18 protein-coding genes are annotated in these 26,499 nt (G+C 74.3%); 11 read left to right on the forward strand and 7 right to left on the reverse strand.

Features of this window, described 5'->3' with window-relative positions; translation table 11 throughout:
* Window positions 1–270 precede the first annotated feature (270 nt).
* The 4 genes from KUM32_RS17470 to KUM32_RS17485 form a co-directional block, all read right to left on the reverse strand.
* Entirely contained in the window at window positions 271–1,386 is a 1,116-nt protein-coding gene (locus KUM32_RS17470; protein WP_217142838.1) for a 3-dehydroquinate synthase II, read from the reverse strand.
* Window positions 1,358–2,260, reverse strand: coding sequence for a 2-amino-3,7-dideoxy-D-threo-hept-6-ulosonate synthase (locus tag KUM32_RS17475; protein WP_217142839.1), 903 nt, complete (start codon window positions 2,258–2,260; stop codon window positions 1,358–1,360). Before KUM32_RS17475 ends, KUM32_RS17470 begins: the two co-directional genes overlap by 29 nt.
* On the reverse strand, window positions 2,157–3,887 hold the full coding sequence (locus tag KUM32_RS17480) for a class I adenylate-forming enzyme family protein (protein ID WP_217142840.1): 1,731 nt from the start codon (window positions 3,885–3,887) through the stop codon (window positions 2,157–2,159). The genes KUM32_RS17475 and KUM32_RS17480 overlap by 104 nt, the downstream gene beginning before the upstream one ends.
* A 226-nt stretch (window positions 3,888–4,113) precedes the next feature.
* Window positions 4,114–5,646 carry a multicopper oxidase family protein gene (locus KUM32_RS17485; RefSeq protein ID WP_217142841.1) on the reverse strand — a complete coding sequence of 511 codons (1,533 nt, stop codon included), beginning with the start codon at window positions 5,644–5,646 and terminating at the stop codon, window positions 4,114–4,116.
* Between the two features lie 267 nt (window positions 5,647–5,913).
* Between KUM32_RS17485 and KUM32_RS17490 the strand changes: the two genes are divergently transcribed.
* From KUM32_RS17490 to KUM32_RS17500, 3 genes are all read left to right on the forward strand, one after another.
* Window positions 5,914–7,494: a SagB family peptide dehydrogenase gene (locus KUM32_RS17490; protein ID WP_217142842.1), complete on the forward strand. Its 1,581-nt coding sequence runs from the start codon at window positions 5,914–5,916 to the stop codon at window positions 7,492–7,494.
* A 209-nt stretch (window positions 7,495–7,703) separates the two neighbouring features.
* Window positions 7,704–7,874, forward strand: coding sequence for a thiazolylpeptide-type bacteriocin (locus KUM32_RS17495; RefSeq protein ID WP_217142843.1), 171 nt, complete (start codon window positions 7,704–7,706; stop codon window positions 7,872–7,874).
* A 36-nt stretch (window positions 7,875–7,910) separates the two neighbouring features.
* On the forward strand, window positions 7,911–8,081 hold the full coding sequence (locus tag KUM32_RS17500) for a thiazolylpeptide-type bacteriocin (RefSeq protein ID WP_217142844.1): 171 nt from the start codon (window positions 7,911–7,913) through the stop codon (window positions 8,079–8,081).
* 112 nt (window positions 8,082–8,193) lie between these two features.
* Here the strand turns inward: KUM32_RS17500 and KUM32_RS17505 are convergent, their stop codons facing one another.
* Window positions 8,194–8,784 (reverse strand): hypothetical protein, encoded by a 591-nt coding sequence (locus KUM32_RS17505; protein WP_254405717.1) that lies wholly within the window; start codon window positions 8,782–8,784, stop codon window positions 8,194–8,196.
* 266 nt (window positions 8,785–9,050) lie between these two features.
* Here KUM32_RS17505 and KUM32_RS17510 point away from each other — a divergent pair, with 266 nt between their 5' ends.
* Genes KUM32_RS17510 through KUM32_RS17535 form a run of 6 tightly spaced genes read left to right on the forward strand, consistent with a single transcriptional unit; the run spans window position 9,051 to window position 19,409 of the window.
* A complete protein-coding gene (locus KUM32_RS17510; protein WP_254405718.1) occupies window positions 9,051–10,214 on the forward strand; it encodes a hypothetical protein in 1,164 nt (387 codons plus the stop codon).
* Entirely contained in the window at window positions 10,211–12,832 is a 2,622-nt protein-coding gene (locus tag KUM32_RS17515) for a lantibiotic dehydratase (protein ID WP_217142846.1), read from the forward strand. The genes KUM32_RS17510 and KUM32_RS17515 overlap by 4 nt, the downstream gene beginning before the upstream one ends.
* A complete protein-coding gene (locus KUM32_RS17520) occupies window positions 12,829–14,943 on the forward strand; it encodes a hypothetical protein (RefSeq protein ID WP_217142847.1) in 2,115 nt (704 codons plus the stop codon). The genes KUM32_RS17515 and KUM32_RS17520 overlap by 4 nt, the downstream gene beginning before the upstream one ends.
* Complete coding sequence (locus tag KUM32_RS17525; RefSeq protein WP_217142848.1) at window positions 14,930–16,852, forward strand: TOMM precursor leader peptide-binding protein; 1,923 nt, start codon at window positions 14,930–14,932, stop codon at window positions 16,850–16,852. Before KUM32_RS17520 ends, KUM32_RS17525 begins: the two co-directional genes overlap by 14 nt.
* Window positions 16,849–18,447, forward strand: coding sequence for a hypothetical protein (locus KUM32_RS17530; protein ID WP_217142849.1), 1,599 nt, complete (start codon window positions 16,849–16,851; stop codon window positions 18,445–18,447). The genes KUM32_RS17525 and KUM32_RS17530 overlap by 4 nt, the downstream gene beginning before the upstream one ends.
* 35 nt (window positions 18,448–18,482) lie before the next feature.
* Window positions 18,483–19,409 carry a thiopeptide-type bacteriocin biosynthesis protein gene (locus KUM32_RS17535; RefSeq protein WP_217142850.1) on the forward strand — a complete coding sequence of 309 codons (927 nt, stop codon included), beginning with the start codon at window positions 18,483–18,485 and terminating at the stop codon, window positions 19,407–19,409.
* Window positions 19,410–19,775: 366 nt separating this feature from the next.
* Here KUM32_RS17535 and KUM32_RS17540 read toward each other — a convergent pair whose 3' ends face one another.
* Both KUM32_RS17540 and KUM32_RS17545 read right to left on the reverse strand, forming a co-directional pair.
* Window positions 19,776–20,609: an ABC transporter permease gene (locus KUM32_RS17540; protein ID WP_217142851.1), complete on the reverse strand. Its 834-nt coding sequence runs from the start codon at window positions 20,607–20,609 to the stop codon at window positions 19,776–19,778.
* A complete protein-coding gene (locus tag KUM32_RS17545) occupies window positions 20,606–21,577 on the reverse strand; it encodes an ABC transporter ATP-binding protein (protein WP_217142852.1) in 972 nt (323 codons plus the stop codon). Before KUM32_RS17545 ends, KUM32_RS17540 begins: the two co-directional genes overlap by 4 nt.
* A gap of 260 nt (window positions 21,578–21,837) precedes the next feature.
* Between KUM32_RS17545 and KUM32_RS17550 the strand changes: the two genes are divergently transcribed.
* A complete protein-coding gene (locus tag KUM32_RS17550; RefSeq protein WP_217142894.1) occupies window positions 21,838–23,082 on the forward strand; it encodes an FAD-dependent monooxygenase in 1,245 nt (414 codons plus the stop codon).
* Window positions 23,083–23,354: 272 nt separating this feature from the next.
* A complete protein-coding gene (locus tag KUM32_RS17555) occupies window positions 23,355–26,492 on the forward strand; it encodes a BTAD domain-containing putative transcriptional regulator (RefSeq protein WP_308408672.1) in 3,138 nt (1,045 codons plus the stop codon).
* Window positions 26,493–26,499 lie beyond the last annotated feature (7 nt).

Consider the following 26,499-nt stretch of genomic DNA (forward strand, 5'->3'; position numbering starts at 1 on the left):
GAGGGGGACACCATGGGCCGGCGCGGCACCGTGGGGGCGGCGGGCACTGTGGGGGCGGCGGGCCCCGTGGGGACGGTGGGCGCCGTGAAGACGGTGGGCGCCGTGGGGGCGGCGGGCACCGCGGGAAGGGCGGCCCCCGTGGGGAGCGGGACCGGGCGCGGACACGCGCCGGCCCCGGCACCGAGCGTGCCGGGGCGGGACGAGGGCGGGCGACCTCTGATCGCCCTGGTGCGGTCGCTGTGGCACAGGGTGCGCCGGTGCGTGCCGCCGCTACTTCTCCAGGCAGAACTCTTCGATCGGGTAGCCGACGTGGCGGTCCGCCGTGGGCAGGTGCCCGAGGATCGTGTCGCCCGGCTTCAGCTCCGTGGAGTTGAGCACCACGGACTCCGGGCCGAGCACGCGCACGTGCCAGTCGTCCTGGAGGATCAGGTTGACCGTCTGGCCGTTGGGGGCCACCGCGTCGATGGAGATCAGCGGCCGGGTCTCTATCTTGACCCGGCCGACCGCGACGGGCCGGGTGCGCCCCTTGACGTCCACGGCCAGCACCTTGCTGCCGGCGTGGAGTTCGCTCAGGTAGTGCGTGCGCCCCTGCTCCGAGACGGTGTACGAGTGCAGCGCACCGGCGTTGACCCGGAACGGGCGGGTCGGCATGTACGGCAGCGGGTGGGTCTCGCTGACGCACAGGACCATGCCCTTGGAGTGCGAGCCGACGAGGATGCCCTCGTCCTTGCGGAAGTGGGTCGTCGTGTCGACGCAGGCCCGCTCGCCCATGCCGATGTGGGTGGTGGCGGTGACCGTCAGTTCCACCAGGTCGACCTCGCCGCCGCGGCCGGCCGCCGCCGTACGCAGCGCCGTCGCGTCGCCGACGGTGTTCGCCCGCATGAGCACGCCGTCCGAGCCCAGTTCGAGGACACCGTAGATGATCTCGGCCTCCTCGGTGTTGGACGCGGTGGTGATGATCGACCCGGGGGCGCCGGTCGCCGCCGCGATCACGATCTCCAGGGGGATCTTGGTGGGGTCGCGGAAGTCGAGCACGCTCCACGCCTCGAGGCGGGCGGCGAGGCAGGCGTCCTCCAGCGTGTCGGCGTCGACGATCTCGACGTACCGGCCGAACTCCACGTCCGGGTGGGCCTCCTGGAGCGCCGCCCGCTCCTCCTTGCCGCCCGGGACGATCACCAGGTCGGTCGCGCCCAGGTCCGCGGGGACGGTGTCGGTGCCGCCCTCGTGGAGCAGGACCTTGCGGACGGTGGGGGGCAGTCCCTCGAAGGCGGCCGGGTCGGCGGCGACGATGCCGTCGATGCGCTGGTGCACGGCTTCCTCGAGGATCGCGGCCGTGGCGTTGCCGGCGCCGCGGATGTCAAGCCAGCACAGTTTGGCGTCCGTCATGATGCGGGTCTCCTGTCAGGTCCGAGAGGTGGTCGGGGGTCAGTCGCTGGTTCGGGTCGGCGTCGGCCGGGAAACCGACCGTGCCGAAGTGCTGCTCCGGGAAGTGATGGATCAGGCGGGCCACCTGGGCGGCGAGCCGGCGCGGGTCGGTGGCCTGGAAGATGTTGCGGCCCATCGCCACCCCGCCCGCTCCGCCGGCCAGGGCGTCACGGACGTAGGCGAGCACGTCCTGCTCGGTGGCCATCGCGGGGCCGCCCGCGACGAGAACGGGCACCGGGCAGGCCGCGGTGAGGTCGAGCATCTCCGCGGTGGAGCCGAGGAAGACGGTCTTGACCAGGTCCGCGCCCAGATCGGAGGCGACGGTGACGGCGTGCGCCACCATGGCGGGGTCGCGCGGGTCGGTGACCCGCGGACCGCGCGGGTACACCATGGCGAGCAGCGGCAGGTTCCACCGGTCGCAGGCGTCGGCGATCCGTCCGAGGTCGCCGATCTGCTGCCGCTCGTCGTCCGAGCCCAGGTTGACGTGGACGCTGACCGCGTCCGCTCCGAGCCGCAGGGCCTCCTCGACCTGGGTCACCACGTACTTGGCGTTGGGGTCGAGGGCCTGACTGGTGGACGCGTTGAGGTGGATGATCAGTGACATCGCGGCGAACCGCTCGGGGCTGATGTGGCGAACGCTGCCCTTGTGCACGACGACCGCGTCGGCGCCGCCTGCGGCGAGCTGCCCGGCGAGCTGGTCGAGGGTCGTGCCCTTGGGCACCACGGGTCCGTCACTGATCGAGTGGTCGAGAGGGGTGATCATCAGGCCGGCGGTGCTGTGGCGGTAGAGCCGCCGCAGCCTCAGTGACCTGGCGAAGTGGCCGAATCCGGTCATGGAGCGCCCTTTCTGTTGCGCGGATCGGTGCGCCGGTCGGCACACCTCGTCCCAGGGAGCCGTCACCCGGCCCGGGAGGCCGGGACCGTACGGGCACGGCCAGGCTGCGCAGCCGCGCGCGGTCCGGTTTCCCGGACGGGGTGAGCGGCAGCCGGGGCCACACCGAGACGGCCACCGGGGCGTGCTCGGGGGTGAGCGTGGCCGCGACGTAGTCGTGCAGGTCGCAGGAGGTGTGCCCGGCACCCGAGTACAACTCGACGGCGGCGTGCACCTGCTCGACGAAGTCCTCGTCCCGCACGCCGAACACCGCTGCCTGCCGCACCTGCGGATGCCCGAGCAGCGCCGCCTCGATGGCGGCCGGGTCGAGTTTCAGGCCGCCGTGCTTGATCACGTCCCCGACCCGGCCGTCCAGGCGCAGATAGCCGTAGCGGTCCCAGTGGCCGAGGTCGCCGGTGCGCAGCCAGCCGTCCCGGTAGGTGGCCTCGGTCAGCTCCGCGTCGTCCAGGTAACCGGCCGACACGGTCGGGGACGAGACCCAGATCTCGCCGCTCTGCCCCCGCCCCAGCCCGGTGCCCGAGCCCGGTGCGCGGATCTCGACCCGCACCCAGGGGAAGGGCCGCCCCGCCGAGCCGAGGAGTTCGGGCTCCCGGTGGTCCAGTGGCGTCAGGCTGCTGATGCCGCCGGCCTCCGTGGTGCCGTACACCTGGATCAGCACGTCGCCGAGGATGCGCACCGCCTGCCGGACGCGGTCGGGGGCGGCCGGGGTGCCGCTGTAGGTGACGCGGCGCAGCGACGAGAGGTCGTACGAGGTGACGAGCGGGTGGTCGAGGAGCCGGTACAGGTGGGGCACCGCCAGGTAGACGTCGGTCACCCGCTGGCCGGCGATGGCCGCCAGGGTGGCGTCGGCGTCGAACTCGTCGTGCAGCACCACGGTTCCGCCGCCGCACAGCACGGCGTCGGCCATCGGCGCCGTGGTGTGACTGATGGGGGTGACGGACAGCAGGGTCGCCGGACCGCGGGGGTCGAGGCCGTCGGCGAGCCGTGCGACGAGGTGTTCCCGCGTGTCGTGGCGCTGCGCGACCATCTTGGGCCGGCCGGTGCTGCCGCTGGTGAAGTCGACGACGGCCAGGTCGTCGGGGCGGGGCGGCGGCGCGTCCGGCACGGTGTCGTGCCCGTCGGCGGTGCGCGGGATCGGCAGGACGGTCAGGCCGGGACGGCGCCGCGCCAGCCGGCGGCCGCACGCCGCGACGTCCTCGTCGGCGCCGTCCACGAGCAGCAGGGACACGTCCAGGTCACGCAGCAGCCCGGCCTGGGTGGCGAGCGGGAAGGTCTCCGTGTCCGTGCGCGGGTTCATGGAGCGGATGTAGACGGAGGTGGCGCCGAGCAGGTGCACGGCGTACCGGGCGCTGAGCATCAGCGGGTGGTTGGGCCCGGTCAGGATGGCGACGGTGGTTCCGGGGCCGACGCCGTGGGTGTGCAGCAGAGCGGAGGCGCCCAGGGTGGACGCCCTCAGTTCCCCCGCCGTCACGGCCGTGCCGGGACGGCGCAGGACGACGCGGTCCGGGTCACGCTCCAGCGCGGCGAGCACGCGACGCGCGTAAGGACGGGCGATGGTGCGGGAATGCATGGTCGTGCTCCTCTCTGTACGAGCCGCGCGTTTCTGCGTGAGCCGCGCGTTTCCGTGGGGTCGCGTGCTCTCCGTGGGGTCGCGCGTTTCCGTGGGGACGCGTGCTCTCCGTGGGGTCGCGCGTTTCCGTAGGGACGCGTGCTCTCCGTGGGGACGCGCGTTCTCCGTGTCGGCCGTGTCCTCGACGGCCGTGCGCGGGCGCGCGGTCGGGCGCCGGGGATCCGCGTCAGGAGATCTTCATCTGCGCCATCATTCCCATGGCGCTGTGGTCGATCATGTGGCAGTGGTACGGATACACGCCGCGGTGCGAATCGAAGGTGAGGTGGAGTTTCGCCGTCTGTCCCGGAAAGAGCAGCACGGTGTCCTTCAGGCCGGCCTCGGCCGGATAGGGGGGCTGCCCGTCGCGCTCCAGAATGCGGAACTGCACCAGGTGCGTGTGGAAGTTGTGCGGGATGGTGGCGCTCTTGTTGGTGACCGTCCACACCTCGCTGGTGCCCCACTCGACATGGGTGTCGACGCGGTCCGGGTCGAAGGTCCTTCCGTTGATGTAGGCCTGGTGACCGCCGGTGCCCGGCTCGTCCATGGTGAGGTCGAAGGAGCGCTCCACCGCCGGCTTCGGCAGCGAGGACGGCGCCGGCAGCGCGGCGAGCGTGTCCGGCACCCGGCTGCGGTCGGCCGTCGGCCGGCCCACCTCGAACCGCATGACCTGGCCGACGAGTTCGGTCGGCCCGGGGCCCAGCATGTTGGCGAGGGAGAGCCGGGTCCCGGGCGCGTACTTCGAGAAGTCGACGACGAAGTCGATGCGTTCGCCGGGGGACAGGACGAGGACGGGCGTCTCGGCGGGGGCCGTGAGGAGGCCGCCGTCGGAGCCGATCTGCTGCACGGGGTGCTGGGTGGCCGTGCCGTCGGACAGCGCGAGGACGAAGATGCGCAGGTTGCACGAGTTGACGAGCCGGAAGCGGTACTTGCGGCCCTCGACCCGCAGGTACGGCCACGGCCTGCCGTTGACCAGGATCGTCGTGCGGTTCTCCGCGTCGTCCATCGTGTAGACCATCGCGGCGTTCTCGTCGAAGTCCGCGTCCCGCAGGACCAGGGGGATGTCGTACTTCCCCGAGGGCAGCCCGAGCCGGTCCTCGACCGCTTCGCGCAGCAGGTAGAGCCCGGAGAGCCCCCGGTAGACGTGCTCGGACTCCATGTGGTGCGCGTGGTCGTGCGTCCACAGGGTCGCGGCCGGCTGCTTGTTCTCGTACACGTAGGTGCGCCTGCGCCCCGGCGCGATCGTGTCCATCATGCCGCCGTCGTGCTCCACGGGGTTGTTACCGCCGTGCAGGTGCACCGAGGTCGGCATGTCCAGCTCGTTGACCTGCTGGATCACCGTGGTCCGGCCGGTGCGGGCGTGGATGGTGGGGCCCGTGAACGAGCCGTTGTACGTCAGGACGTCGGTGCGGGTGCCCGGCAGGATCTCCGCGGCGGCGCGGCGCGTCGTGATCCGGTAGTAGTCGGCGCGTCTGGTCCTGAGGTACGGGGCGAGGACCGGCGGTACGGTCAGCGGCACGGAGAACGGTTCGACGGCCCCGGCGGCGGATGCCGTCCCGGCTGCCGACGCCGTTTCGGCGGCCGAGGCCGCGACGGGCGCCGTGGCCGGCTGCCCGGCGCGCTGCCCGGTGGTGAGCGTCCGGAAGACCCCGCCCGCCGCACCGACCGCCCCGACGGCGCCGGTGGTCAGGCCAAGACGTATCGCATGTCGACGAGTGAACACAGGATTTCCTTCTCCCTCGGTGCGCCTGAGCCACGGGACGGCGGTGGACGGCGGCGCGTGAATTCCTGTCCCGAGCATGGGCTTTCGGCGTCGAAAGGCCGAGCGAATGAGGGACGTACCTGTCATGTGTCACGCATTCCATGACCTCGGTCACGAGCCGGAATGGTGACTGTCATTCGGTGTGCCCGGTAAGGACGGAGAAGGTGTAGCGGCCGTCAGAGTGGATTTCGCCCAGTCCAGTCCGCCCGAGTCCGCACCGGAGGCCCGATGATTCCCCCGCCCACGAAGAAACCCGCCCGGTCCCCCGCCGGACCCCCCGCCCGCGCCCTGCGCACCGACGTGCGCGTCGAGTTCGACGAGGCCACGGGCACCGCGCTGCTGCGGGGGCCCGTCACCTCGCTCGCCCTGCGTCCGGTCCGCGGCCCGCTGCGCACCGTGCTGGACCGCCTGGCCGGGGGACCGCTGCTCCAGGAGGAACTGTACGAGGGCCTGGACGCCGCGGAGCGGGAGCGGGCCGACGCCCTCCTGGCCCGCGCCGCCCACTTGCTGGCGCACAGCGTCCTCACCCACGACCAGCGGCCGCTGCGCCGGGAGCTGGTCCGGCTGGAGCCGACGGCACGGGACGCCGGGCACCGGATCACGGCCGTGCCCGCCGACGCCCGCGTCCGTCTCTCGCGGTTCGCCTTCTGCCGTAGCCGCGACGGGGTGCTCGTCCTGGAGTCGCCCCTCGTGAAGTTCCGCGCCGTGCTCACCGACCGCGCCGCCCGCGAGCTCACGGCGGCGCTGGGGCAGCCGGGACCCGCGGTCCGGGCCGGCGAGGTCACGGGGCTGAGCGAGGCGGAGACCCTCGACGTCCTGGGGCACCTCGTCGGCCTGGGCTTCGCCGAACTCGCCGGGCCGGACGGCACCTTCGCCTCCGACGCCGAGCCGGAGCTGCGGCAGTGGGACTTCCACGACCTGCTGTTCCACTCACGTGTCCGCTCCGGCCGTTACGACGAGGCGTTCGGCGCCGTGTACCCCTACCGCGGTGAGATCGCCCCGCGGCCCGCCGTGAAGCCGGCGCCCGAGGGGCCGGCGGTCGAGCTGTTCCGGCCGCGACGCGCGGACCTCGAAGCCCGCGACCCGTCCCTGACCACCGCCGTCGAGACCCGCCGCTCCCACCGCGCTTTCGGCCGGCGGGCGCTGACGGGCCGCGAACTCGGGGAGTTCCTGTACCGGGTGCAGCGCGTCCGGGTGCACCACACCCCCGGCCCCGAGGACCCCGACCGGGACGAGGTCGTCTCGCGGCCGTACCCGAGCGGGGGTTCGCTCTACGAGCTGGAGCTGTACGTCACGGTGCTGCGCTGCGAGGGGATCGCGCCGGGCATCTACCACTACGACTCGTACGCGCACCGTCTCGTGCTCGTCAACGGGGCCGAGGAGGACCGGCGTTCCCTGCTCGGCGTGGCGTCGCGGTCCGTCGGCTCCGAGGTCCACCCCGACGTGCTGTTCACAGTGACCTCCAGGTTCCAGCGCATGGCGTGGAAGTACCGGGCCATGGCGTACGCGACGACGCTGCGGCACACCGGGGTGCTCTACCAGACCATGTACCTGGTGGCCACGGCGATGGCGCTGGCGCCCTGTGGGCTGGGCAACGGCGACGCCGACCTGTCCGCCCGGGTGCTGGGGCTGGACTACCTCCAGGAGTCGTCCGTCGGTGATTTCCTGCTCGGCACCCCGGAGCCGGACGCCGGCATTCCGCAGGATCCGGGCAGGGAATGGCACATGGTGAACAGCCCTGAATGGGCACTTCCGGATTCCGGCTCCCGGGGTGGTCCCCGCAGCGAAGAAACGTCATTCGGCGCGTGATAAATGTCAGCCGGCGGGCGGAAACCCTGGTGCGGGGGTGGTGGGCCGAGCAATATGGATAGCGAAGCCGGACGGGAAATACTCCGGAAGGCCTCGGTGACACGATAGGCGGGATTCCCCTGCGGGATTCCCTCGCGGAATCCCTCCACGGAATCCCTCCACGGAATCCCACCACGGGATTCCTCTCCACCGACCGAAAGGAAAGCGAAATGACCGCCAACGACATCAAGACCGGTGACGACAAGGCGTTCGACGGCTTCGACGCCGACGAGCTGGAGACCCTCGAGGTCGCCGACGGTGTGGCGCTGCCGGAGATGGGCGCCTCCAGCGGTTCGATCGGCACCTCGTCCTCGTCCTCCAGCACCTGCTCGGCCTGCTGACCCACCCCACCCACGGTTCAGGAAAGGACCACCGACATGAGCATCAACGACATCAAGACCGGTGACGACGCGGCGTTCGACGGCTTCGACGCCGACGAGCTGGAGACCCTCGAGGTCGCCGACGGTGTGGCGCTGCCGGAGATGGGCGCCTCCAGCGGTTCGATCGGCACCTCCTCGTCGTCCTCCAGCACCTGCTCGGCCTGCTGACCTGGCGTGAGCCACGGCACCACGTGAGGAACGCTCAAGGATGCGCCTGCCCGGCCCCGCCGGTCGGTCGGGCACATCCTTGCGTTCGTTTCCGGCCGGCCGGCCCGGGGAGTCAGCCCCGCAGGGCCAGGTGGTACGCGGAGGCCCACAGCACCACGGCGGACGCCAGGCCCGTCACCACGCGCACGGTCTCGTCCGTCAGCCCCGCCGCGTAGAGCACGAACCCGACGACCGCGACCAGGGTCAGCAGCGCGGCCGTCCACCGGTACTGCCACTGGTCGTAGAGACGGGCCAGCGGGAAGAAGTGCAGGCCCACGACGAGGGCGATGCCCACGGGGACGAGGCCGGCACGCCCGGAGGCGTTGGCCGCGGCGATCACCGCGAAGATCGCCACCAGCTCCACACTGTTGACGATGCCCACGTCACGCGCCCACTTCCGCGGCAGGTCGACGTTCCGCGGGGAGGGCGCCGCGCCCTCGCGGTAGCCGAGGTAGAGCGCCCCCGCCGTCACCAGCAGCGCCGCGGCCTCCGTCGCCAGGGGCACGACGTCCGTCGCCGAACCGGTGCCGGAGGCCCCCGCGAAGGCCCACAGCAGACCGAACAGGGAGAGGACGAGGGTGCCCCTGCGGCGCAGACTGCGCGTGAGCGCGAGGCACTCGGCGTCCGCGGTGGACGAAGCGGACGGCGTCGAGGTAGGCGTCATTGGCGGAGGGTACATCGACCGCACAGCGCCGTGGCGGGTTTTGGCCAGGCCCTGAACCTCCGGAGACCGCCCTCGATCTGCCGCCGCCTCGAGTCGCTGGCCGAGTCGCAGAATGCGTCGCCGGACGAGCCTTCGGATCAGGCCGCCCACGGTGTCACGGAAATCGTGACGAATGTCAGCACAGGGCACTTTCTTCTTTTCTCACGACGCGCGACGCGAATGATGTGTTTCACGTTCTCGATTTCTCCTCGGAAGGTGCGAAGGACATGGGGGTAGACGCTCCGGAGCGCATTGCCGTGAGGCCGGACTCGGCCGACCTGACGGGAGTGCGGCTCCACACTCGGATGCCGGTGACGCCGGCCTGGCTGGCCCGGCACGTCGTCCCGGCCGTCCGCGCGCTGACCGGGCGGGGCGTGCCCGGAGTGCGGGTGCGCCGCGGCTGGCTGCACGGACCGCACGTCGACGTGCTCGCGCCGGTCGGGGGCGGGGCACCGGGCGGGGCCGTCGACTGGTCCGCCGTGCTGGCCGGCCTCGACGCGGGCCCGCTCGACCCGAGCCGGGCCCTGACCGAGGAGAACTACCTCGACCAGGCGCGGGAGTTCGGCCGGCTCGAAGGAGTGCAGCCGCCGTACCTGCCGCTGCGCGAGCACGGTGCCGTCGAACGCGTCGGCCCCGACGACCCGGCCCTGCGCTCCCGCGAGCCGCGTCTCGACGCCCTGCGCGGCGTCGTGCACGGTGCCCTCACCGCTCCGGTCCTGTCGATGATCGAGGGCATGGCCGAGGAGCCGGGCAGCGGCACCGTCCGCCTCGCGGAGGCGTTCGCCGCGCTCGTCGACACGCACGCCCTCGGCCCGGCCTACGGCGTCTTCTCGCCCCGGTCGCACGTGGAGGCGTTCTTCGCCTGGGCGGCACCGACGAAGGACATGCGGCCCGCCTTCCGGGAACGGCTCGCCAAGGACGCGCCCGCACTCCGCGCGGTGGTCGAACAGCGGCTGAGCGGCGAGGTCTCACCGGGCGCCGCCCAGTGGCGCACGGCCTTCGCGTACTCCGCCGGCGTCCTGGACAGCGCCGTGGCCGCCGGAACCCTCACCGGCGAGCTGCTCGACTCCGTCGGCGACGGATTCGACCGCCGCGAGATGGGCCCGCCCGGAGCCCCGACGGTGGTGCCGCGCGGCGCGCAGCCGGACACCGACTTCCACCGCACCGTGCACGGATCGGGCGTGATCAGCACCCCGTCGCCGTTCTTCGCCGCCTACCGCCTCCTGACGAACCTGTTCTACCAGCAGCTTCCGCTGCTCACCGTCCCGCCGATGCAGCGCTACTACATGTGCTTCGCCCTCGCCGAGACCGTCGACGAGGTGCTCGGCTCCACCTGGCGGGACCGGCTGGACCGGACGGCCTCCGCCGAACCGACGGGAGACACGCGATGACCACGCCCGAACCCCAGTGGTTCCTGCGCGTCAACCCGCTGCGCAGAAGCCGCCTCGCCGACCCGGAGCAGCGCCGCCTGCTCCGGGAGCTCACCGAGTCCGAGGCCGAGCTGGCCGCGGCGGCGGAGCTCTGCTCGCAGGAGCTGTACGAGCGCATCGGCGCCGTGGAATCGGACACCGAGCGCCGCGAGCTGATCGCGCTGCGCCGGGCCATCCACAACGGCCGTGCCCCGCGCAAGGCGCCCGAGAGCCCCGAGGCGCGCACGCCGGCGGTGAGGCGCTGGCTCGCCGCCCACCAGGAGCGGGAACGCCTGCGCACCGCCGTGACCGAGGGGTACCCGGCCGCGTCCGACCGCGAGCGGGCGGTCCTGGCCCGCCTGCTCGGCGACGACGACCTGCTGCGCTCGCTCGCGCTCGTCGCCCCCGAGGTGCACCAGGAGGCGGAACGCTACCGGAGCGCGGTGGAGGGACCGGGCAAGGTGTCCGCCCGTACCCGCAAGTCGGAACGCGGACTGATCCAGTACGTGACACGGGCCATGGTGCGGACCAGCCCGCTCTCCCGGTTCACCGCCGTCGGCATCGCGGAGCCGGCGCCCGCGTCCGACCGCGAGGCGGTGCGGCCCGGCGAGGTCTCCTTCACCGGGGCCCGGGCCGTGCCGGGGCTGGACCGGGTCATGCTCCACTACGTGCTCGGCGGGCTGCCGGCCGCCCGGGACGCCGAGCTGTCCGAGCTGTGGGTGGGTGTTCCGCCGACCTCCGCGCCGGACCCCGAGGCGGGCAAGCTGTTCTTCCTGAACCTCACCGAGCAGGGCATGCGCCGCCTCGCCCTGCCCCTCGACGGCCCCGTGCAGGACCTGCTCGACGCGCTGTCCATGGGCCCGCGCCGGTTCCCGGCCGTCGTCGCCCACGTGGCCGGGCGCGCCGGCTGCTCCGCGGAGGAGGCCGACCGGCGGGTGCGGCAGGCGCTGCGGCAGGGCGTGCTGTGCACGTTCCACCGGTCCGAGGAGAGCGCGGCCCGCGCCGACTACGACGACCTGCTCACGCCCGTGCTGCCCGCGACCGACCGGGCCGCCGCCGTCGGGGCGCTGGCGGACAAGGTGCGCTCGGCGCTGCCCCGCCTGGCCGACACGCCCGCGTCCGCGCGGGGCGCGGCCCTGGCCGGACTGCGCGCGGACCTCGGCCGGTTCAGCCAGGCGGCCGGCCGCCCGGCCCACGTCACGGTCGAGGAGGACTACGTCATGCCGCCGCTGAAGGTGGCCTCCGCCGACTGGCACGCGCCGCTGGCCGACGTCGGCCCCGCGGTGGAGCTGCTCTCCGTCTTCGACTGGCTGCACGACGTACGGGTGCTGATGACCGCCGCCTTCGTGGAACGGTTCGGCGCGGGGGCGAACGTGCCGCTGGCCGAGCACGCCGCCCACATCGTCGGCGAGGTGTCCCGGCGGGCCGCCGCGATGGCCGCGGTGTACGGACCGCAGGGCACCGGCGAGGCCACGGCACTGACCGGCCTCGGCCCCGCCGACGGCAGCCTGGAGCGCATGTACCTGCTGCGCCGCGAGCTGTCCGAGGAGGTGCACGCCCTCCTGACCAAGACGGCGCAGGCCGGCGCGGACACCCTCGCGCTGTCGGCGGGGGACGTCGCCGACCTCACCCGCACGCTGCCGGACCGCTTCCGCCAGGACCCGCTGATCTACGGGGTGCTGCTCCAGCAGGCCGGCGACCGGCTCGTCCTCAACGACGGACTGCCCGGACACGGCATGCTGTACGCGCGGTTCCTGGAGGCCGACCGCCGTCAGGGCGGCCGGGCCCTGCCCCGGCTCGCCGCCCGCCTGAACCGCTTCTACGGCCACGACGGCGCCCGGGTGACGGAGGACCTGGGCCTGCACCGCCTCAACGTCAACGCGCACACGCCCGTCCTGCCGGGCGGCCTCACCCCCGAGGACTGGTTCGGGCTGCGCCTGGCGCACGACCCCCAGACGGACACGCTGCGCGTCGAGGACGCGGACGGAACGCCCCTGCGGGTGCTGCCGCTGGGCACCGGGCACCCGGGCCTGTTCCCACCACCCCTGTCGGTGGCCTCCGGCCTCGTCATCAGTGGCCGTCTCTTCAACAGCCTCCCCAACTCCTGGCACGCCGCCACCCCCTGGGACGGAAAGGGCACCCGGCCCGCGCCCCGGATGACGGTCGGCGACGTCGTCATCGGCCGGCGCCGCTGGTACGGCGGCACCGAACTGGACGAGGCGGTGGCCGCGGGCCCCGACGAGCACGAGCGGCTGCTCGCGCTGACGGCGTGGCGGGCGCGGCACGGCGTCCCCGAGGAGGTCGTCATCAAGTCGGCGCCCGACGACGAGGGCCCGCTGTCGGTCGGCGCCCCCGACGTCCAGTCCAAGCGGCTCCAGCAGAAGCCGCAGTACGTCGACCTGTCCAGCGCCCTCGCGGTGCGGGTGCTGCCGCGCATGCTGGAGCGCCGCGGCGAGGGCGCGGGCTACCTGGAGGAGGCGCTGCCCGGCGTGACGGACGGCACGCACGCCACGGAGTGGGTGCTCGAGGTCGGCCGCACGGCCGGCGGCAGGTTCACGTACGCCCCGCAGCACACGGCATCGGAAGGAGTACGGTCGTGACACTGACCGAAGCGGCGAGGGACATCGCCCCCGCACCGGCCGCGAGCCCCCTGCTCAGGACCCGTCCCGGCCTGCACTGCGCGCCGGTCCCCGGGGGCGTCTACTTCGGCGGGACGCGCGGGCAGTTCGTGCTGCGCGGCTCGGACGTCCTGTACGCGGTGGCCGAGGGCTGCATGCCCCTGCTGGAGACCGGTACGACGGAGGACGCGCTGGTCACGGAGTTCGGCACGGAACGGGCCCGGCCCGCCGTGCGGTACCTCGTCGCCCAGCTCCGGGAGAACGGCCTGCTCCTCGACCCGGCGGCGTTCACCGCGCCGGAGCCCTCCGCGGAGCTGCGCGCCCGCCATCCCGAGACCCTGGCCCGGCTCGCCGCCCACCTCGACGACCCGTACGCGGCGTTCGAACGGCTGCGACGCACCCGGGTGGAACTGCGCGGCCCCGCCACGGCGACCGAGCCGGCCCGCCGCGGCCTGCTCCGGGCCGGACTCACCCGCACGACACCGCCACCCCCACCGGTTCCCTCCGTCCCGGTCTGCGACCCGGCCATGTACGCCGACCCCGCCCTGATGCCCGTCGGCGCTCCGACGGTGGAACGCGGCGTCGACCGAAGCGCCGCCGGCGGCCCGGCGGTTGAGCGCGGCACCCCGCGGAGCGCCGTCGGCCGCACGGTCGTCGAGCACATCGCCACCCGAAGCCCCGTCGGCGCCCCGGCGGGTGAACGTGGCACCACGCAAAGCCCCGGCGACGGCGCGGTGGTTGAGCTCTTCGGCGCCCAAAGCCCCACCGGCGTCCCGGTGGCTGAGCGCGGCGTCGGTCAAAGCCCCGTCGGCGTCCCGGTGGGTGAGTACGGCGTCGGTCAAAGCCCCGTCGGCGTCCCGGTGGGTGAGTACGGCGTCGGTCAAAGCCCCGTCGGCGCCCCGGCGGTTGACGGTGACCCCGGTGCGAGCCCCGTCCGTGGCACCGGCGGTGACCCGCGTGTCGTCGTCGAGTTCCTCGGCGACGACGAGGTCTGGGCCGAGCAGGAGGAGACGATGCGCGTGCCCGTGCTGCTCGGCTCCCGAGTCGTCCTCGTGGGGCCCGTCGGCGCGACGCCCGACGCCTGGGTCGTCTTCCGCGACCGCGCCCTCGCCTGGGCCGCGGCCGAAGGGGTCGGGCCCGCGGCGGGACCGGTCGCGCACTCCCTCGCGGGCGCCCTCGCCGCACAGCTCCTGGCCGACACCCTCACGGGTGTCGCGGAGCCCGGTGAGGCCCACGTCGTCCACGGCCCCGACCTGACGACCGACCGCGTCACCGTCACGGGCGACCCCGTGACCGAAGCGGTCACCGTCCGGCTCGACGACGCTCCCGCCGAGCCCCTGCCCGACCCGCAGGACGCGCTCGCGTCGGCCGGGGCCGTCGCCACCCGCTGGACCGGCCTGTTCAGCGTGGCGCAGGGCGAGCGGCTGCCGCAGATGCCCCTCGCCCTGCGGGCCGTGGAACACCGCGCGGACCGCACCGGCACGCTGACCGCGTGGGCCGGGCACCAGGAGACCGCGACCATCGCCGCCGCCCTGGACGCCCTGCGCACCCGCGCGCACGAACCGTCCGGCACACCGGCCGCCGGCCTCACCCGGGAGCACTGGCTCCTGGACGGCGCACTGCGCCACCTCGCCGAGAACCACGGCACGTGGCACACCGAACCCGCCGTCGGACCGGCACCGCACGCCGAGGCCGAGCGCATCCTCGACGCCCTGCGGTCCCGGCTGGCCCCGGCCGAGCCGGCCCTCACCCTCGCCCGCCCCGACGGAGTCGACTGGCTCCTGGCCGAGGTCACCGTCGACGGACGCCCCCTCGGCGCCGGCTGGGGCCCCACCGCCGCCGACGCCACGTACTCCGCGGTGTGCACGGCCCTCGCCGGCGCCCAGACCGACGCCACCGTCACCCCCCTCTCCACCGACGCCCTGCTGACCACCGACGCCACCACCCGTACCGCACTGAGGAAGCAGCTCACCGCGCTCGCCGCGTACCGGGGGCACGCGCACCGCACGGACCCCGTGCTGAACACCGTCCCGTTCTGGTACGGCCCGGTGACCGCCCTCCCCGCACAGGAGCCCGCCGATGCCGACGACTGAACCCCGTACGGCGGGGCCGGTGCGACCCGGCCCCGCGCTGCCCGCCGCGACCCACGACGACTGGCTGCCCGCACTGGCCCCGCTCGCACGCGCGACCGGCGCCACCGTCTCGGTCAACCTCGGCTGGGACCTCGACTGGGAACGCGCCCGGACCGACGCGGCGGCCGACGGCCCGCACCTGTCGGTGCGGGTGTACGACGACGAGGTCATGGTCGGCCCGCTGTGGGTGCCCGGCACCGGCTCCGGCTGTGCCGCCTGCGCCGAAGTCCGCGAACGCACCGTCCTCGACCACCCCCTCGTGGGCGACCTCACCCAGGCCGTCCGCGTCCCCGCCGCCCCCGCACCCGTGCTGCCGGAACTGCTGCGCACCGGCCTCGCGCACCTGGCGGACCACCCGCTGGCGCCGGGCGAGGCGTACTCGGTGACCGTGCGCGGCACCCGCCGCCACCGCATCGCCCGCAGCTTCCACTGCCCGGTGTGCGGCCCGGCCCCCGAGGACCTGGTGAGCACCCGGCCCCCGGCCCCGCGCCCGCTCCGCTCCCGTCCCGCGGCCCCCGGCGACGCCACTCGCACCGCCGCCAGCCGTCTCGGGGAGCCCGGCTTCCTGCGCGACCGGCTCGTCGACGACCGTTTCGGCCCGGTCCGCGCGATCCTGCGCGAGTCCCACGCCCCGTTCGCGATGAGCATGGCCGTCGTCGCGGACGCCCCGGCGATGGGCCACGGCAGGGCCCGCACCTTCGAGGAGACCGAACCGGTCGCCATCCTGGAGGCGTACGAGCGCCTCGGCGGATACCCGTACGACATCCCCCTGGTGACCGGGGCCTCCTACCGTGACGTCGCCGAGCACGCGATCGACCCGGACACGCTCGGCCGCTACACCGCCGAGCAGCTCGCCCACCCCACCAGCCGGGCCACGCCGTTCACGGCGGACACCCCGATGGACTGGGCCTGGGGCCACGACCTCGCCGACGGCAGCCCCCTGCTCGTCCCGGCCGACCACGCCTTCTACCAGTACGAGTACGCCTTCCGCAGGGACCGCCGCGCGGCCCGGGTCGCCGGCGCCGCGAACCGGCGGCACTACTTCTTCGACTGCTCCAGCGGCTGCGCGGTCGGCGCCAACTACGAGGAAGCGGCCCTGCACTCGCTGTTCGAGGTCGCCGAGCGCGACGCGTTCCTGACCTCCTGGTACCGGGCCGCGCCGCTGCCGCACATCCCCGTCTCCGCCCTGACCGACCCCACCAGCCGGGCCATGATCGACCTGATCCGCTCGCGGGGCTTCGACGTCCACCTGCTCGTCGCCACCCGGGACATCGCCCTGCCGGTGGTGTGGGTCATCGCAGTGAACGAGGAGAACCCCTTCCCGGCGACGTTCTCGTCCGCCGGTTCCGGCGCCGATCCCGAGGCCGCGATCCGCGGCGCCCTGCGCGAGGTCGCTCAGCTCGTCACCAACCCGGTCGACTGGACCCGCGAACAGGTCGAGCCGATGGTCGAGAACCCGTGGCTGGTCGAGGAGCTGGAGGACCACGTCCGCTTCTCCTCGCTGCCAGAGACCCGCGACCGCGCCCTGGCCGGGCTCGGCGGCCCCGCCGTCACCCTGGAGGAGGCGTTCCCCGACTGGCCCGGCCGGCTCGAACGCGCCGCGCACGGCGATGTGCGCGACACCCTGCGCCACGTCGCCTCGCTCTTCGCCGACGCGGGACTCGACCGCGTCGTCATCGTCGACCAGACCAGCCGCGAGCACGCCGACGCGGGGATGGCCGTCGCCCGTGCCGTCGTCCCCGGCATCGTGCCGATGTGCTTCGGCCACGCGCAGCAGCGCCTGGACGGACTGCCCCGGCTCCGCGCCGCGCTGCGCGGCACCGGCCAGGAGCACCGGGCGATCCCCTACGACCCCCACCCGTTCCCGTGACCGCCCCCGCACCCGGGTGGACCCGCCGCGCCCCGGTCGACCTGCCGGGGCCCGAGGGCGACAACAGCATCGCCCGCGAGCCCCTCTGGTACGCGTACGGCAGGGGCGTGGACCACCCCGAGCCGCCCCCCTGGACCTGGGCGAGCACGCCGCCCCCCGACACCCACGTGCCGCCCCCGCCACCGCGCCCGGCCGGGCCGAGCACCACCCTGCCGCTGGGGACCACGGCACGGCTGTCCGCTGTGCCGTACCCGCACGTCCCGGCGCGGCGCCGGACCGCGGCGGAGCCGGACGCCCTGGCGCACGCCCTGACCACGGCCTTCGCGCCGCTGCGCCGCGAACCGGAGAACCCGTACAACGAACACCGCCCGTACGCCTCCCCGCGCTGCCTCTTCCCCGTCCACGCCTTCGTGGGCGGGGACGGCGGCGCCTGGCGGCTCCTGGAGCCGGCCCGGCACGCCCTGACCGGCCCGCCGCCGGCCGCCGGCGCCCCCACCACCCGCATCGCCCTCACCGGCCGGTACACGGCGATCCCGTCCGCCTACCAGTGGTTCCGCGGCTCGCTCGTGGCCATCGAACTCGGCATGGTCCTGCGCGCGTTGAGCCTGGGCCTCGAACTCTTCGGGATCCCCGCGACGCTCACCCCGCCCGGCGGCCGGGCGCGCGGTCTGCTGCGCGAGGCGGGCCTGGAACACACCTGGGAGTGGTCGCTGCCGTGGCTGGTCGAAACGGCGGGCGGGCCCGCATCGGGACCCGGATGCGTACCGGGGCCGGGGTCCGTGCCGGGGCCCGGACCCGGGTACTCCGGCGCCGACGCGACCGCCCCCGAGGAGCCCGTGCCCGAGGAGCCCGTGCCCGCCGGTGACCCCTCCCTCACGGACGTCGTCCACGCCAACCGGAACCAGACCTACGGGACGGCGGCGGCACCCCTCACCACGGCCGTGCCGTCCGCGCTGCCCGCCTCCCGCGTCGCACCCGACTGGGCCGAACTCCTGTGGCTGCGCCACTCGGGCCGGATGCCGCGCGGCCTGCACGGCATGGTCTCGGCGGCACGCCACGCCCCCCTGTCCGCGGACGACCTGGCCACCGCGGTCGCCTGGCTCGGCGTACCACCGCCCCACCCGGCACTGGCCGCCGCCTTCGAGGCGGTCACGGTGACCGCCGTGACCCAGCACGTCGAGGGCCTGGCGGCGGGCGTCCACCGGCTCCACGACGGCGCCGCCCACCTGGTGCGGGCCGACCCCACCGCCCCGGCGGGCCTGGAGGCGAACTACGGCTACGGCCTGTCGCCCGTCAACGGCTGCGGTGTCGCCAAGGCCCCCCTGACCGTCTTCTTCTCCGTACGCCCCCGTGAGCTGTTCGCCCGCTTCGGACCGACCGGCTGGGGCGCCGCCCAGCACGCCTGCGGCTGGGCCGTCCACGGACTCTGCCTCGCCGCCGCCGCGTCGGGGCTCTTCGCCCGCCCCGTGCGGGCCTTCAAGGAGATCCCCACCAAGGACGTCATCGGCCTGGGCGAGGACGAGACGATCGTCCTGTCCGCCGTCGTGGGCGTACCCCGCGAGACCGGGGGCCCCGTACTCGACCTGCGGCTGTGAGCCGCTCCGCCACCCGACCCGGACAAGGATCCCGCATGCCCGCCACCACGACACCCCGGCGCTGGAGCGCCTGGCACCTGCACCTGGGCACCACCGCCCGCGGCGCCCACGACCGCGTCCTCACCGACGTCATCGGCCCCACCGTCCGCGAACTGGCGCCCGGGACCGAGTGGTTCTTCATCCGCTACTGGCAGTCCGGCCCCCACCTCCGCCTCCGCGTCGCCGACCTGACACCGGCCGCGCACGCGCGCCTGGAGGAGGACCTGCGTGACCGGCTCGCCGTGGCGGGACGCCTCCAGCCGGGCGAGGAGCCGCTGGAGCCCCGGGCGTACCGGGACGGCGCGGCCAGGCTCGCCGCCGCAGGGGAGACCGGCGCCAACGCCACGGTGCGGGACCTGCTCCCGCCCGGCGTCCACCGTGCCGTGTACGAGCCCGAGTACGAGCGGTACGGAGGCCCTGCCCTCATGCCGGCCGCCGAGTCGCTGTTCCACCTCTCCAGCGAGCTGGTCCTGGGCCTCGTACCCTCCACGGCCGACGAGAGCAGGCGGTCCCGGCTCGCGCTGCGCGGCACGCTGTCCGCCGCCGTCGCCCTCGGCGACCCGGCCGAACGCGCCCCCTACTTCGCGCGCGGCCTGGACGCCTGGCGGGCCTGGGCGTCCGACGCGGGGCACCCGGCCGCGCTCGTCGACCGCGTCACCCACGTCGAGCAGGACCCCGCGACGGTGCGGGTCACGCCCGGGGCGCACGGCCCGTTCGCCGACTGGCACGCGGCCCTGGCCGCCCACGCGGCCGACGTCCGCCGCGCCACACCGCTCCACCCGGGCATGCTCCTGTTCTCCCACGTCCACATGCTCCACAACCGCCTGGGCCTGAGCCTGCTGGAGGAGCTGCGCACCTACGCGTGGCTGTCCCACCTCTTCCCGGCCACGGCCCCGGCACCAGACCTGGCACCCGCGGGCTGACCCCCACCCCGGGCTCGCCAGCCCACAGGCCCGGCCGGAACCCCCCTCCGGCCGGGCCTCCTCGCTGTCCGGGGGCGGACGGAGGCCGGGGGGACGGGCCAGAGACGGTCGGGGATGGCCGAGACGGGCCAAGACGGGCCAAGACGGGCCGGGAGGGGCCGAGACGGGCCAAGACGGGCCGAGACGGACCGGGAGGGGCCGGGAGGGGCTGGGGGAGGGGCCGAGGCGGGCCGGGTCGAAGGCCCGGGACCGGCCGGGGTGACCGAGCCGGGCCGGACCGCGAAGGGCCGGGGCGTGCGCCGGCGCCGCGGGCGCACGCCGAGGGGGCCGCGTCGGCGGCCCCCTCGAAGCGTCCGGTCCGTGCGGCTACTCGGGCCGCGGGTCCCAGCGGAAGCTGCGCACCGAGATCAGGGCGCCCACGACACCCCAGGCGGCGAGCACCGCCAGCTCCCTCCACTGGAACCCCGCGTCCTGCGTGAACGACGCCATGATGGCGTCGTTGAACGGCTTCACCGGAAGCAGACCGGCGACGTCGTTCAGGAACTCCGCGTGGACCGGGAAGTAGCTCCCCGAGATGAACACCAGCGGGAACTGGATGAACTGCACCACCGCGGGCGCCGCCTCGGAGTTGCGGATGAGCGAGGCGACCCCGACCCCCAGGGCGCAGAAGCTGGCCGCGCCGAGGACCAGCGTCAGCGCGAGCGCGGCCCAGCCCTCCGGCAGGGAGACGCCGTACAGGTTCCCGATGCCGATCACCAGCGCGACGTCCACGACACTCACGACCACGCAGTGCACCAGCAGCCCCGCGAAGTACACCCAGGCGGGCAGGGGCGTGGCGTGCAGCCGCTTGAGGATCCCGGTCTGCCGGCGCATCGCGAGGACGATCGCCAGCTGGCCGTAGCACGCGCCCAGCACGGACACGGCGGCGATCGTCGGCGTGTAGTACTCCATGCCGTTCAGACCGAAGAAGAACTCCTCGCTCCGGCCGCCGCCGAACACGGCACCGAAGATCGAGATGATCACGATCGGCAGGACGAAGGTGAAGACCATCGACTGCGGGTTGCGCCAGAACGACAGCTGTTCGTAGCGGATCTGGTGGGCCAGCAGGGCGAGGGAGCCCCGCGCGTCGGGCCGTGCGCCCCCGCGCCGGTCCTCGCGCCGCTCCGCCGCGGTGGTCGTGGGGGGAAGCGTGCTGGTCATCGGCGGCTCCGTCCGTTTCGGCGGCCCCGGCGTTCCCGCCCGGTGGCCGGAGTCGAGGCGTCCTGCTGTGCGTACGAACTGGTCAGCCCCAGGTAGACGTCCTCCAGGGTCGGCTGCTCCACGGTCAGCCGCTCCAGCGGCGTCCCCCGGTCGAGCGCCCACGTGGTGAGGCGGTGCAGCGCGGCGGTCGGCTCCTTCGCCTCGGCCGTGACGAGACCGTCCTCGGCGTCGGTCACCGCGAGGGGCACGTCGGCGATGGCGGCGCCGGCCGGCAGGGCGAACCGGATCCGGGCGAGCGCGCTGTCCCGCCCGCCGAGGGTGTCCGGCGTCCCCGCGGCGACGATCCGCCCGCCGGCGATGACCGCGACGTTGTCGGCGAGCGCCTGCGCCTCGTCCATGTAGTGCGTGGTCAGCAGGATGGTCGTACCGGCGTCGCGCAGGTTCCGCACGACCTCCCAGGCGCCGCGCCGGGCCCCCGGGTCGAAGCCGGTGGTCGGCTCGTCCAGGAACAGCAGCCGCGGGTCACCGATCACGCCGAGCGCGAGGTCGAGCCGGCGCTTCTGCCCGCCGGACAGGTCCTTGACCTTGGCGCCCCGCTTCTCCTCGAGGCCCACGAGGTCGATGACCTCGTCGACGTCGCGCGGGGCGGGGTAGTAGCCCGCGTTCCGGGCGATGGTCTCGCGCACCGACAGGTAGGGCTCCACGGCGATGTCCTGCAGCACGAGACCGATCCGGCCGCGCAGCCACCGGCCGTCGGCCTTGACGCCCGGATCGCGGCCGAGGACCCGGACGCTGCCGCCGTCACGGTCCCGGAAGCCCTCCAGGATCTCCATGGTGGTGGTCTTGCCCGCACCGTTCGGCCCGAGCAGCGCGAAGATCTCGCTCTCCTCGACGGTGAAGTCCACGCCGCGAACGGCCTCGTGATCGCCGTACTTCTTGAGCAGGCCCTCAACGGCCACCGCGGTCACCGCGGTCGCCCCGTGCTTCGCTGCCGTGTCACTGGTTGCCTCCGGGTGATGGGTGCGTAACTGCCTTCCTGTCCAAGGAAAGTAGGGGCGCCCGGGACCGCCCCGGCCGACGCGGCGGCGAACCGATGACGTCCGTCACGCACCCGGCGACAGTTGTCAGCCCTTGCCCGCCGGGCGTTGCCGCACCCGTCCGCGTCGCCGATGCTCGGCTCACCACCGAGGGCAGTGCGACGACGCGGAAGGCGGTCCCGGACGTGCAGATGGGCCAGTTGGGCACAGAAGGCGGAGCGGAACGGCGCCCCCGGGACGGGGAACGGCCGCGCATCGCCGTCATCGGCGCGGGCATCGGCGGTCTGACGCTCGCCGGCGCCCTCACCGCGACCGGCACGCCGTACGTGATCCACGAACAGACGCGGGAACTCGCCGAGGTCGGCGCCGGCGTGCAGCTGTCCCCCAACGCGATTCGCCCCCTGCTGCGCCTGGGCCTCGGCCCGGCCCTGGAGGAGTACGCGGTGCGCATCGAGGCGATGGAGGTGCGCGGCTGGAACGGGCGTCCCATCGCCCGCACGCCGCTCGGCGCGGAGTGCGAGCGCATGTTCTCGGCGCCGTACCTGACGATCCACCGGGCCCACCTGCACCGGGCCCTGCTGTCCCTGATCGACCGGGACCGCCTGGACCTCGGCCGCCGCCTGAACACGGCGGAGGAACTCCCCGACGGGCAAGGGGTACGGCTCGCCTTCGACGACGGCACGGCCTCGGTGGCCGACGTGGTCGTCGGCGCGGACGGCATCCACTCCACGGTCCGCGAGACCCTGCGCCGCGACGAGCCCGTCTTCTCCGGGCTGGGCATCTACCGCGGCCTCGTCCCCGTGGACGCGCTGCCGCCCGCGGCCCGCGAGCGCCTGGTGCGCCTGTGGCTGGGCCCCGGCGGTCACTTCGTCTGCTACCCCGTGTCCTCCGGCGCGTTCCTGAGCTACGCCGCGACGGTTCCGCTGACCACGGGCACCCCGCCGCGCGAGTCCTGGTCCCGGGAGGGCGACCCCGACGAGCTGCGCGCGGCCTTCGGGACCTGGACGGGGCTGGTCGCGGACATCGTCGCCGCGGTCGGGACGACCCACCAGTGGGCGCTGCACGACCGGCCACCGCTGTCCGCCTGGTCCACCGACCGCGTCACCCTGGTCGGCGACGCCGCCCACCCCATGCTCCCGTTCATGGCCCAGGGAGCCAACCAGGCCGTCGAGGACGCGATGGACCTCGCCGCGTGCCTGGCCCACGCCTCCCTGCCGGCGGTCCCGGAACGCCTGGCCCGCTACGAGGCGCTGCGCATCCCCCGCACCGCCGAGATCCAGCGCGGCTCCCGCGGCAACGCCGGCGTCCTCCACCTCCCGGACGGCCCCGCCCAGCGCCGCCGCGACGCCCAGATGGCCGTCCACGCGTCCCTGCGGGACAGAGCCCCGCTGTACGCCCACGACACGGGCCGCACGGTGGTGCCGGTGGGGGTGTAGGGGGCCGGACCGCGCCCATGCAGCGCAGGGGGCCCTGCCGAGGCAACTCTGACCCTGCGGACCCCCACCGGTCCCCGAAGAGTCGCGTCGCGCCTCCGTGACCGCGTGACCGCGTGACCGCGTGACCGGACGGCCGGCTTCCCCTGTCGCACACCGAGGCGCCGTCCGGTGCCGAAAGCCCTTTACCCAGGCCGTCGGGTGGGTGATGCTGTCCCGGCGTCGGTGGATGATCGGGAACGCGGGGCCGACCGGTCCGCAGGGGGGAGGCCGCCGTGGTGCGCGTGGAGCTGCTCGGACCGGTTCGGGCGTACGCCGACGACATGACACCGGTGGAGGTGGGTGGCGTCCGACTGCGGATGCTCCTCGCCAGGCTCGCCCTCGAAGGGGGCCGGACGGTGCCCGTCGGTTCGCTCGTCGACGGCCTGTGGGGTGAGGAGCCACCCGCTGACGCGGCCAACGCGCTGCAGGCCCTGGTGTCGCGACTGCGCAGGGCGCTGCGCGGATGTGCGGCGGTGGAGTCCGCGTCCGGCGGCTACCGGCTCTCGGTGCGGGCCGAGGACGTGGACGCCCACCGTTTCGAGGAACTGACCGCACGGGGCCGACGGGAACTCGCGGCCGGGCGGCCCGAGGAGGCGGCCCCGCTGCTCGCCACGGCGCTCGGGCTGTGGCGGGGCGCGGCGCTCGCCGACGTCCTCGACGCCCCGTACGCCGGCCCCGTCGCGACCCGGCTCGACGATCTGCGGACCGCGGCGGCCGAGGACCGCTGCGATGCCGAACTGCGGCTCGGCCGCCACCGTGAGGTGCTGGCCGACCTCGAAGCGGCCGGTGCCGAGCGGCCGTTGAGCGAGCGGGTCGCCGAGCTGCGGATGCGGGCGCTGTCCGCGGCCGGACGGCAGTCCGACGCCCTCGCGGTGTACGAGGCGATACGGGAGCGGCTCGGTGACGAACTCGGCGTCGATCCGTCGGCCGAGCTGCGGGAGACCCACCTGGCCCTGCTGCGCGGTGAGCTGGAGGCTCCCGCCGAGCGGTCCGAGGCCGCCCCGAGCCGGCTCCCGGCCAGGCTGACCAGCTTCGTCGGCCGCGACGGCGAACTGGACAGGCTCGCCGCCCAGCTGTCCCGCAGTCGGCTCGTCACCATCGTCGGCCCCGGTGGCGCGGGCAAGACCCGGCTCTCCATCGAAGCGGCCACCCGGGACCGCGCCCACGCGCGCGGCCGGGTCTGGTTCGTACCGCTCGCCGGCGTGAGCGCCCCGGACCAGCTGGCCGACGCCGTACTCGGCGCCCTCAGCTCCACCGACGGCCGCCTCTACGACGCGGGCCAGGGCCGGCGGCTCACCCCGGTCGAGCGCATGGCCGGGCTCTTCGGCAGCGGCGACGCCCTGCTCCTGCTCGACAACTGCGAACACCTCGTCGAGGCGGCTGCGGAACTCACGGCCGAACTACTCGATCAGCTCCCGGAACTGCGGATCCTGGCCACCAGCCGCGAGGCCCTGGCCATCACGGGTGAGTCCTTGTGCCACCTCGGCCCCCTGGACGTACCGACGGGGTCACCGGAGCCCGCGGAGGCCGCCCGGTCGCCCGCCGTCCGCCTCTTCGTCGACCGGGCCGCCCGAGTCCGGCCGGACTTCACGCTCGACGACGGGACCGTCGACGCCGTGGTCGAGGTCTGCCGACGGCTCGACGGGGTGCCGCTCGCCCTCGAACTGGCCGCGGTGAAGCTCCGCTCCATGGGGGTCGAGCAGATCGCGCGGCGCCTCGACGACCGCTTCCGCCTCCTCGCCTCCGGCAGCCGTATCGCCCTGCCCCGCCAGCGCACCCTGCTCGCGCTCGTCGAGTGGAGCTGGGACCTGCTCGACGGACCCGAGCGGACCCTCGCCCGCAGACTGGCGGTGTTCCCGGGCGGCGCGACCGCCTCCGCTATCGAGGCGGTCTGCGCCGACCCGTCGCTTCCGGCCGCCGACATCCCGTACGTCCTGGACACCCTGGTCGAGAAATCCCTGGTCACCGTCGACGAGGAGGCGGACGAGCCGCGCTACGGGATGCTGGAGACGGTACGCGCGTACGCGGCGAGGCAGCTCGCCGACGCCGAGCCGGGGGGTGCCGTCACCCAGCGCTTCGCCGCGTACTTCCTGGCCCTCGCGGAAGAACACGAGCCCCGCCTGCGTACCGGCGAACAGCTACGTGCGATCGAGGTGTTCGACGCCGAACACGACAACCTCCTGTTCGCGCTGCGCTCGGTCACCGATGCCCGGGACGAGGCCCTGGCCGCACGCTTCGCCGGGGCGATGTTCTGGTACTGGGGGATCAGGGGGATGAGCACCCAGCTCGACAGGTACGAGGCGAGGATCACCGGGGCCGACGCGGCGCGGCCGGGAGACGGCGAGCACCCGGGCGCGCGGGCCGAGTCGGCGACGGCACGGGAGTTCCACCCGGCCGTACTGCTCCTGCGGATGTCCCGCGCCTCTCTCCCCGCCGGCGCATCGGGACCGGGCGGTGCCACCGACCAGGACCCCCTCACCTCGCCCGACCCCTGGGTGCGGGCCGGCGCCCACCTGGCACGGGACTTCGCCCTCACCGAACAGGGCGACCTGGTCACCGGCGCCGAGTCCCGGGCCGAGGCCCTGCGCGGCTTCGAGGAGGTGGGCGACCGCTGGGGGCTGGTGATGAGCCTGCTGCCGATCGGGCGCGACCACTCCCTGCGCGGCGAGTACCCCCAGGCCATCGCCACCTTCGAGCGGGCCGTGGCCCTCAGCTCCGAACTCGGCACCGAGGACTACCTCTACCTCAGCAAGGCCAGACTCGCCCGTGAACGCCGGCGCAGCGGTGACCTCGCGGGCGCCTTCCGTGATCTGCACGCTGCGCACCGGCAGGCCCGCGAGCAGGGACAGCTGCGCCTGGAGGCCAACATCCTCGTGGGCCTGGCCAATGTGCACCGCAGGGCCGGTGACCTGGAGCAGTCCGACGCGACCCTCGACCGCCTCGAGGCGCTGAGCGCCCGGCGCCCCTCCCTCAGGGCACTGGCTCGCGACCTGATCGTCAGCACCCGCGTCGAGAACCGTCTCGCCGAGGGGGACGCCGTGCGGGCCAGGGCCCTGCTGCCCGAGGCGGCCCGCTCCCTGTTCGGCCAGGGCGCCGGCGCCGCACTCGCCTGGGTGGCCGAGCTGCTCGGCGGCCTGCGGACACTGGAGGGCGACCCCGAGGACGGCGCCAGGTCGCTGGGCATGAGCCAGGTGATGCGCGGCGCCTTCGACTGGGGCGAGCCGGAGTGGCGCGAGCTGGTCGACCGCATCGTGGCCACGCTGGGTGAGGAGGGTTTCAAGAAGGCGTACGAGGACGGGGCCGCGTACTCCCGGGAGGAAGCGCTGCGGTGGCTGGAGGCGCGGACCCTGCGGGCGGAGCCGCGGATCTGACGAGAAG

The sequence above is a fragment of the Streptomyces sp. AC627_RSS907 genome, assembly GCF_019049165.1.

What these genes read in the sequence shown, in the direction of transcription:
- KUM32_RS17470 (WP_217142838.1), bottom strand. Translation starts at nt 1,386, where the DNA reads ATGACGGACGCCAAACTGTGCTGGCTTGACATCCGCGGCGCCGGCAAC.
- KUM32_RS17475 (WP_217142839.1), bottom strand. Translation starts at nt 2,260, where the DNA reads ATGACCGGATTCGGCCACTTCGCCAGGTCACTGAGGCTGCGGCGGCTC.
- KUM32_RS17480 (WP_217142840.1), bottom strand. Translation starts at nt 3,887, where the DNA reads ATGCATTCCCGCACCATCGCCCGTCCTTACGCGCGTCGCGTGCTCGCC.
- KUM32_RS17490 (WP_217142842.1), top strand. Translation starts at nt 5,914, where the DNA reads ATGATTCCCCCGCCCACGAAGAAACCCGCCCGGTCCCCCGCCGGACCC.
- KUM32_RS17495 (WP_217142843.1), top strand. Translation starts at nt 7,704, where the DNA reads ATGACCGCCAACGACATCAAGACCGGTGACGACAAGGCGTTCGACGGC.
- KUM32_RS17500 (WP_217142844.1), top strand. Translation starts at nt 7,911, where the DNA reads ATGAGCATCAACGACATCAAGACCGGTGACGACGCGGCGTTCGACGGC.
- KUM32_RS17505 (WP_254405717.1), bottom strand. Translation starts at nt 8,784, where the DNA reads ATGACGCCTACCTCGACGCCGTCCGCTTCGTCCACCGCGGACGCCGAG.
- KUM32_RS17510 (WP_254405718.1), top strand. Translation starts at nt 9,051, where the DNA reads ATGGGGGTAGACGCTCCGGAGCGCATTGCCGTGAGGCCGGACTCGGCC.
- KUM32_RS17515 (WP_217142846.1), top strand. Translation starts at nt 10,211, where the DNA reads ATGACCACGCCCGAACCCCAGTGGTTCCTGCGCGTCAACCCGCTGCGC.
- KUM32_RS17525 (WP_217142848.1), top strand. Translation starts at nt 14,930, where the DNA reads ATGCCGACGACTGAACCCCGTACGGCGGGGCCGGTGCGACCCGGCCCC.
- KUM32_RS17535 (WP_217142850.1), top strand. Translation starts at nt 18,483, where the DNA reads ATGCCCGCCACCACGACACCCCGGCGCTGGAGCGCCTGGCACCTGCAC.
- KUM32_RS17540 (WP_217142851.1), bottom strand. Translation starts at nt 20,609, where the DNA reads ATGACCAGCACGCTTCCCCCCACGACCACCGCGGCGGAGCGGCGCGAG.
- KUM32_RS17550 (WP_217142894.1), top strand. Translation starts at nt 21,838, where the DNA reads ATGGGCCAGTTGGGCACAGAAGGCGGAGCGGAACGGCGCCCCCGGGAC.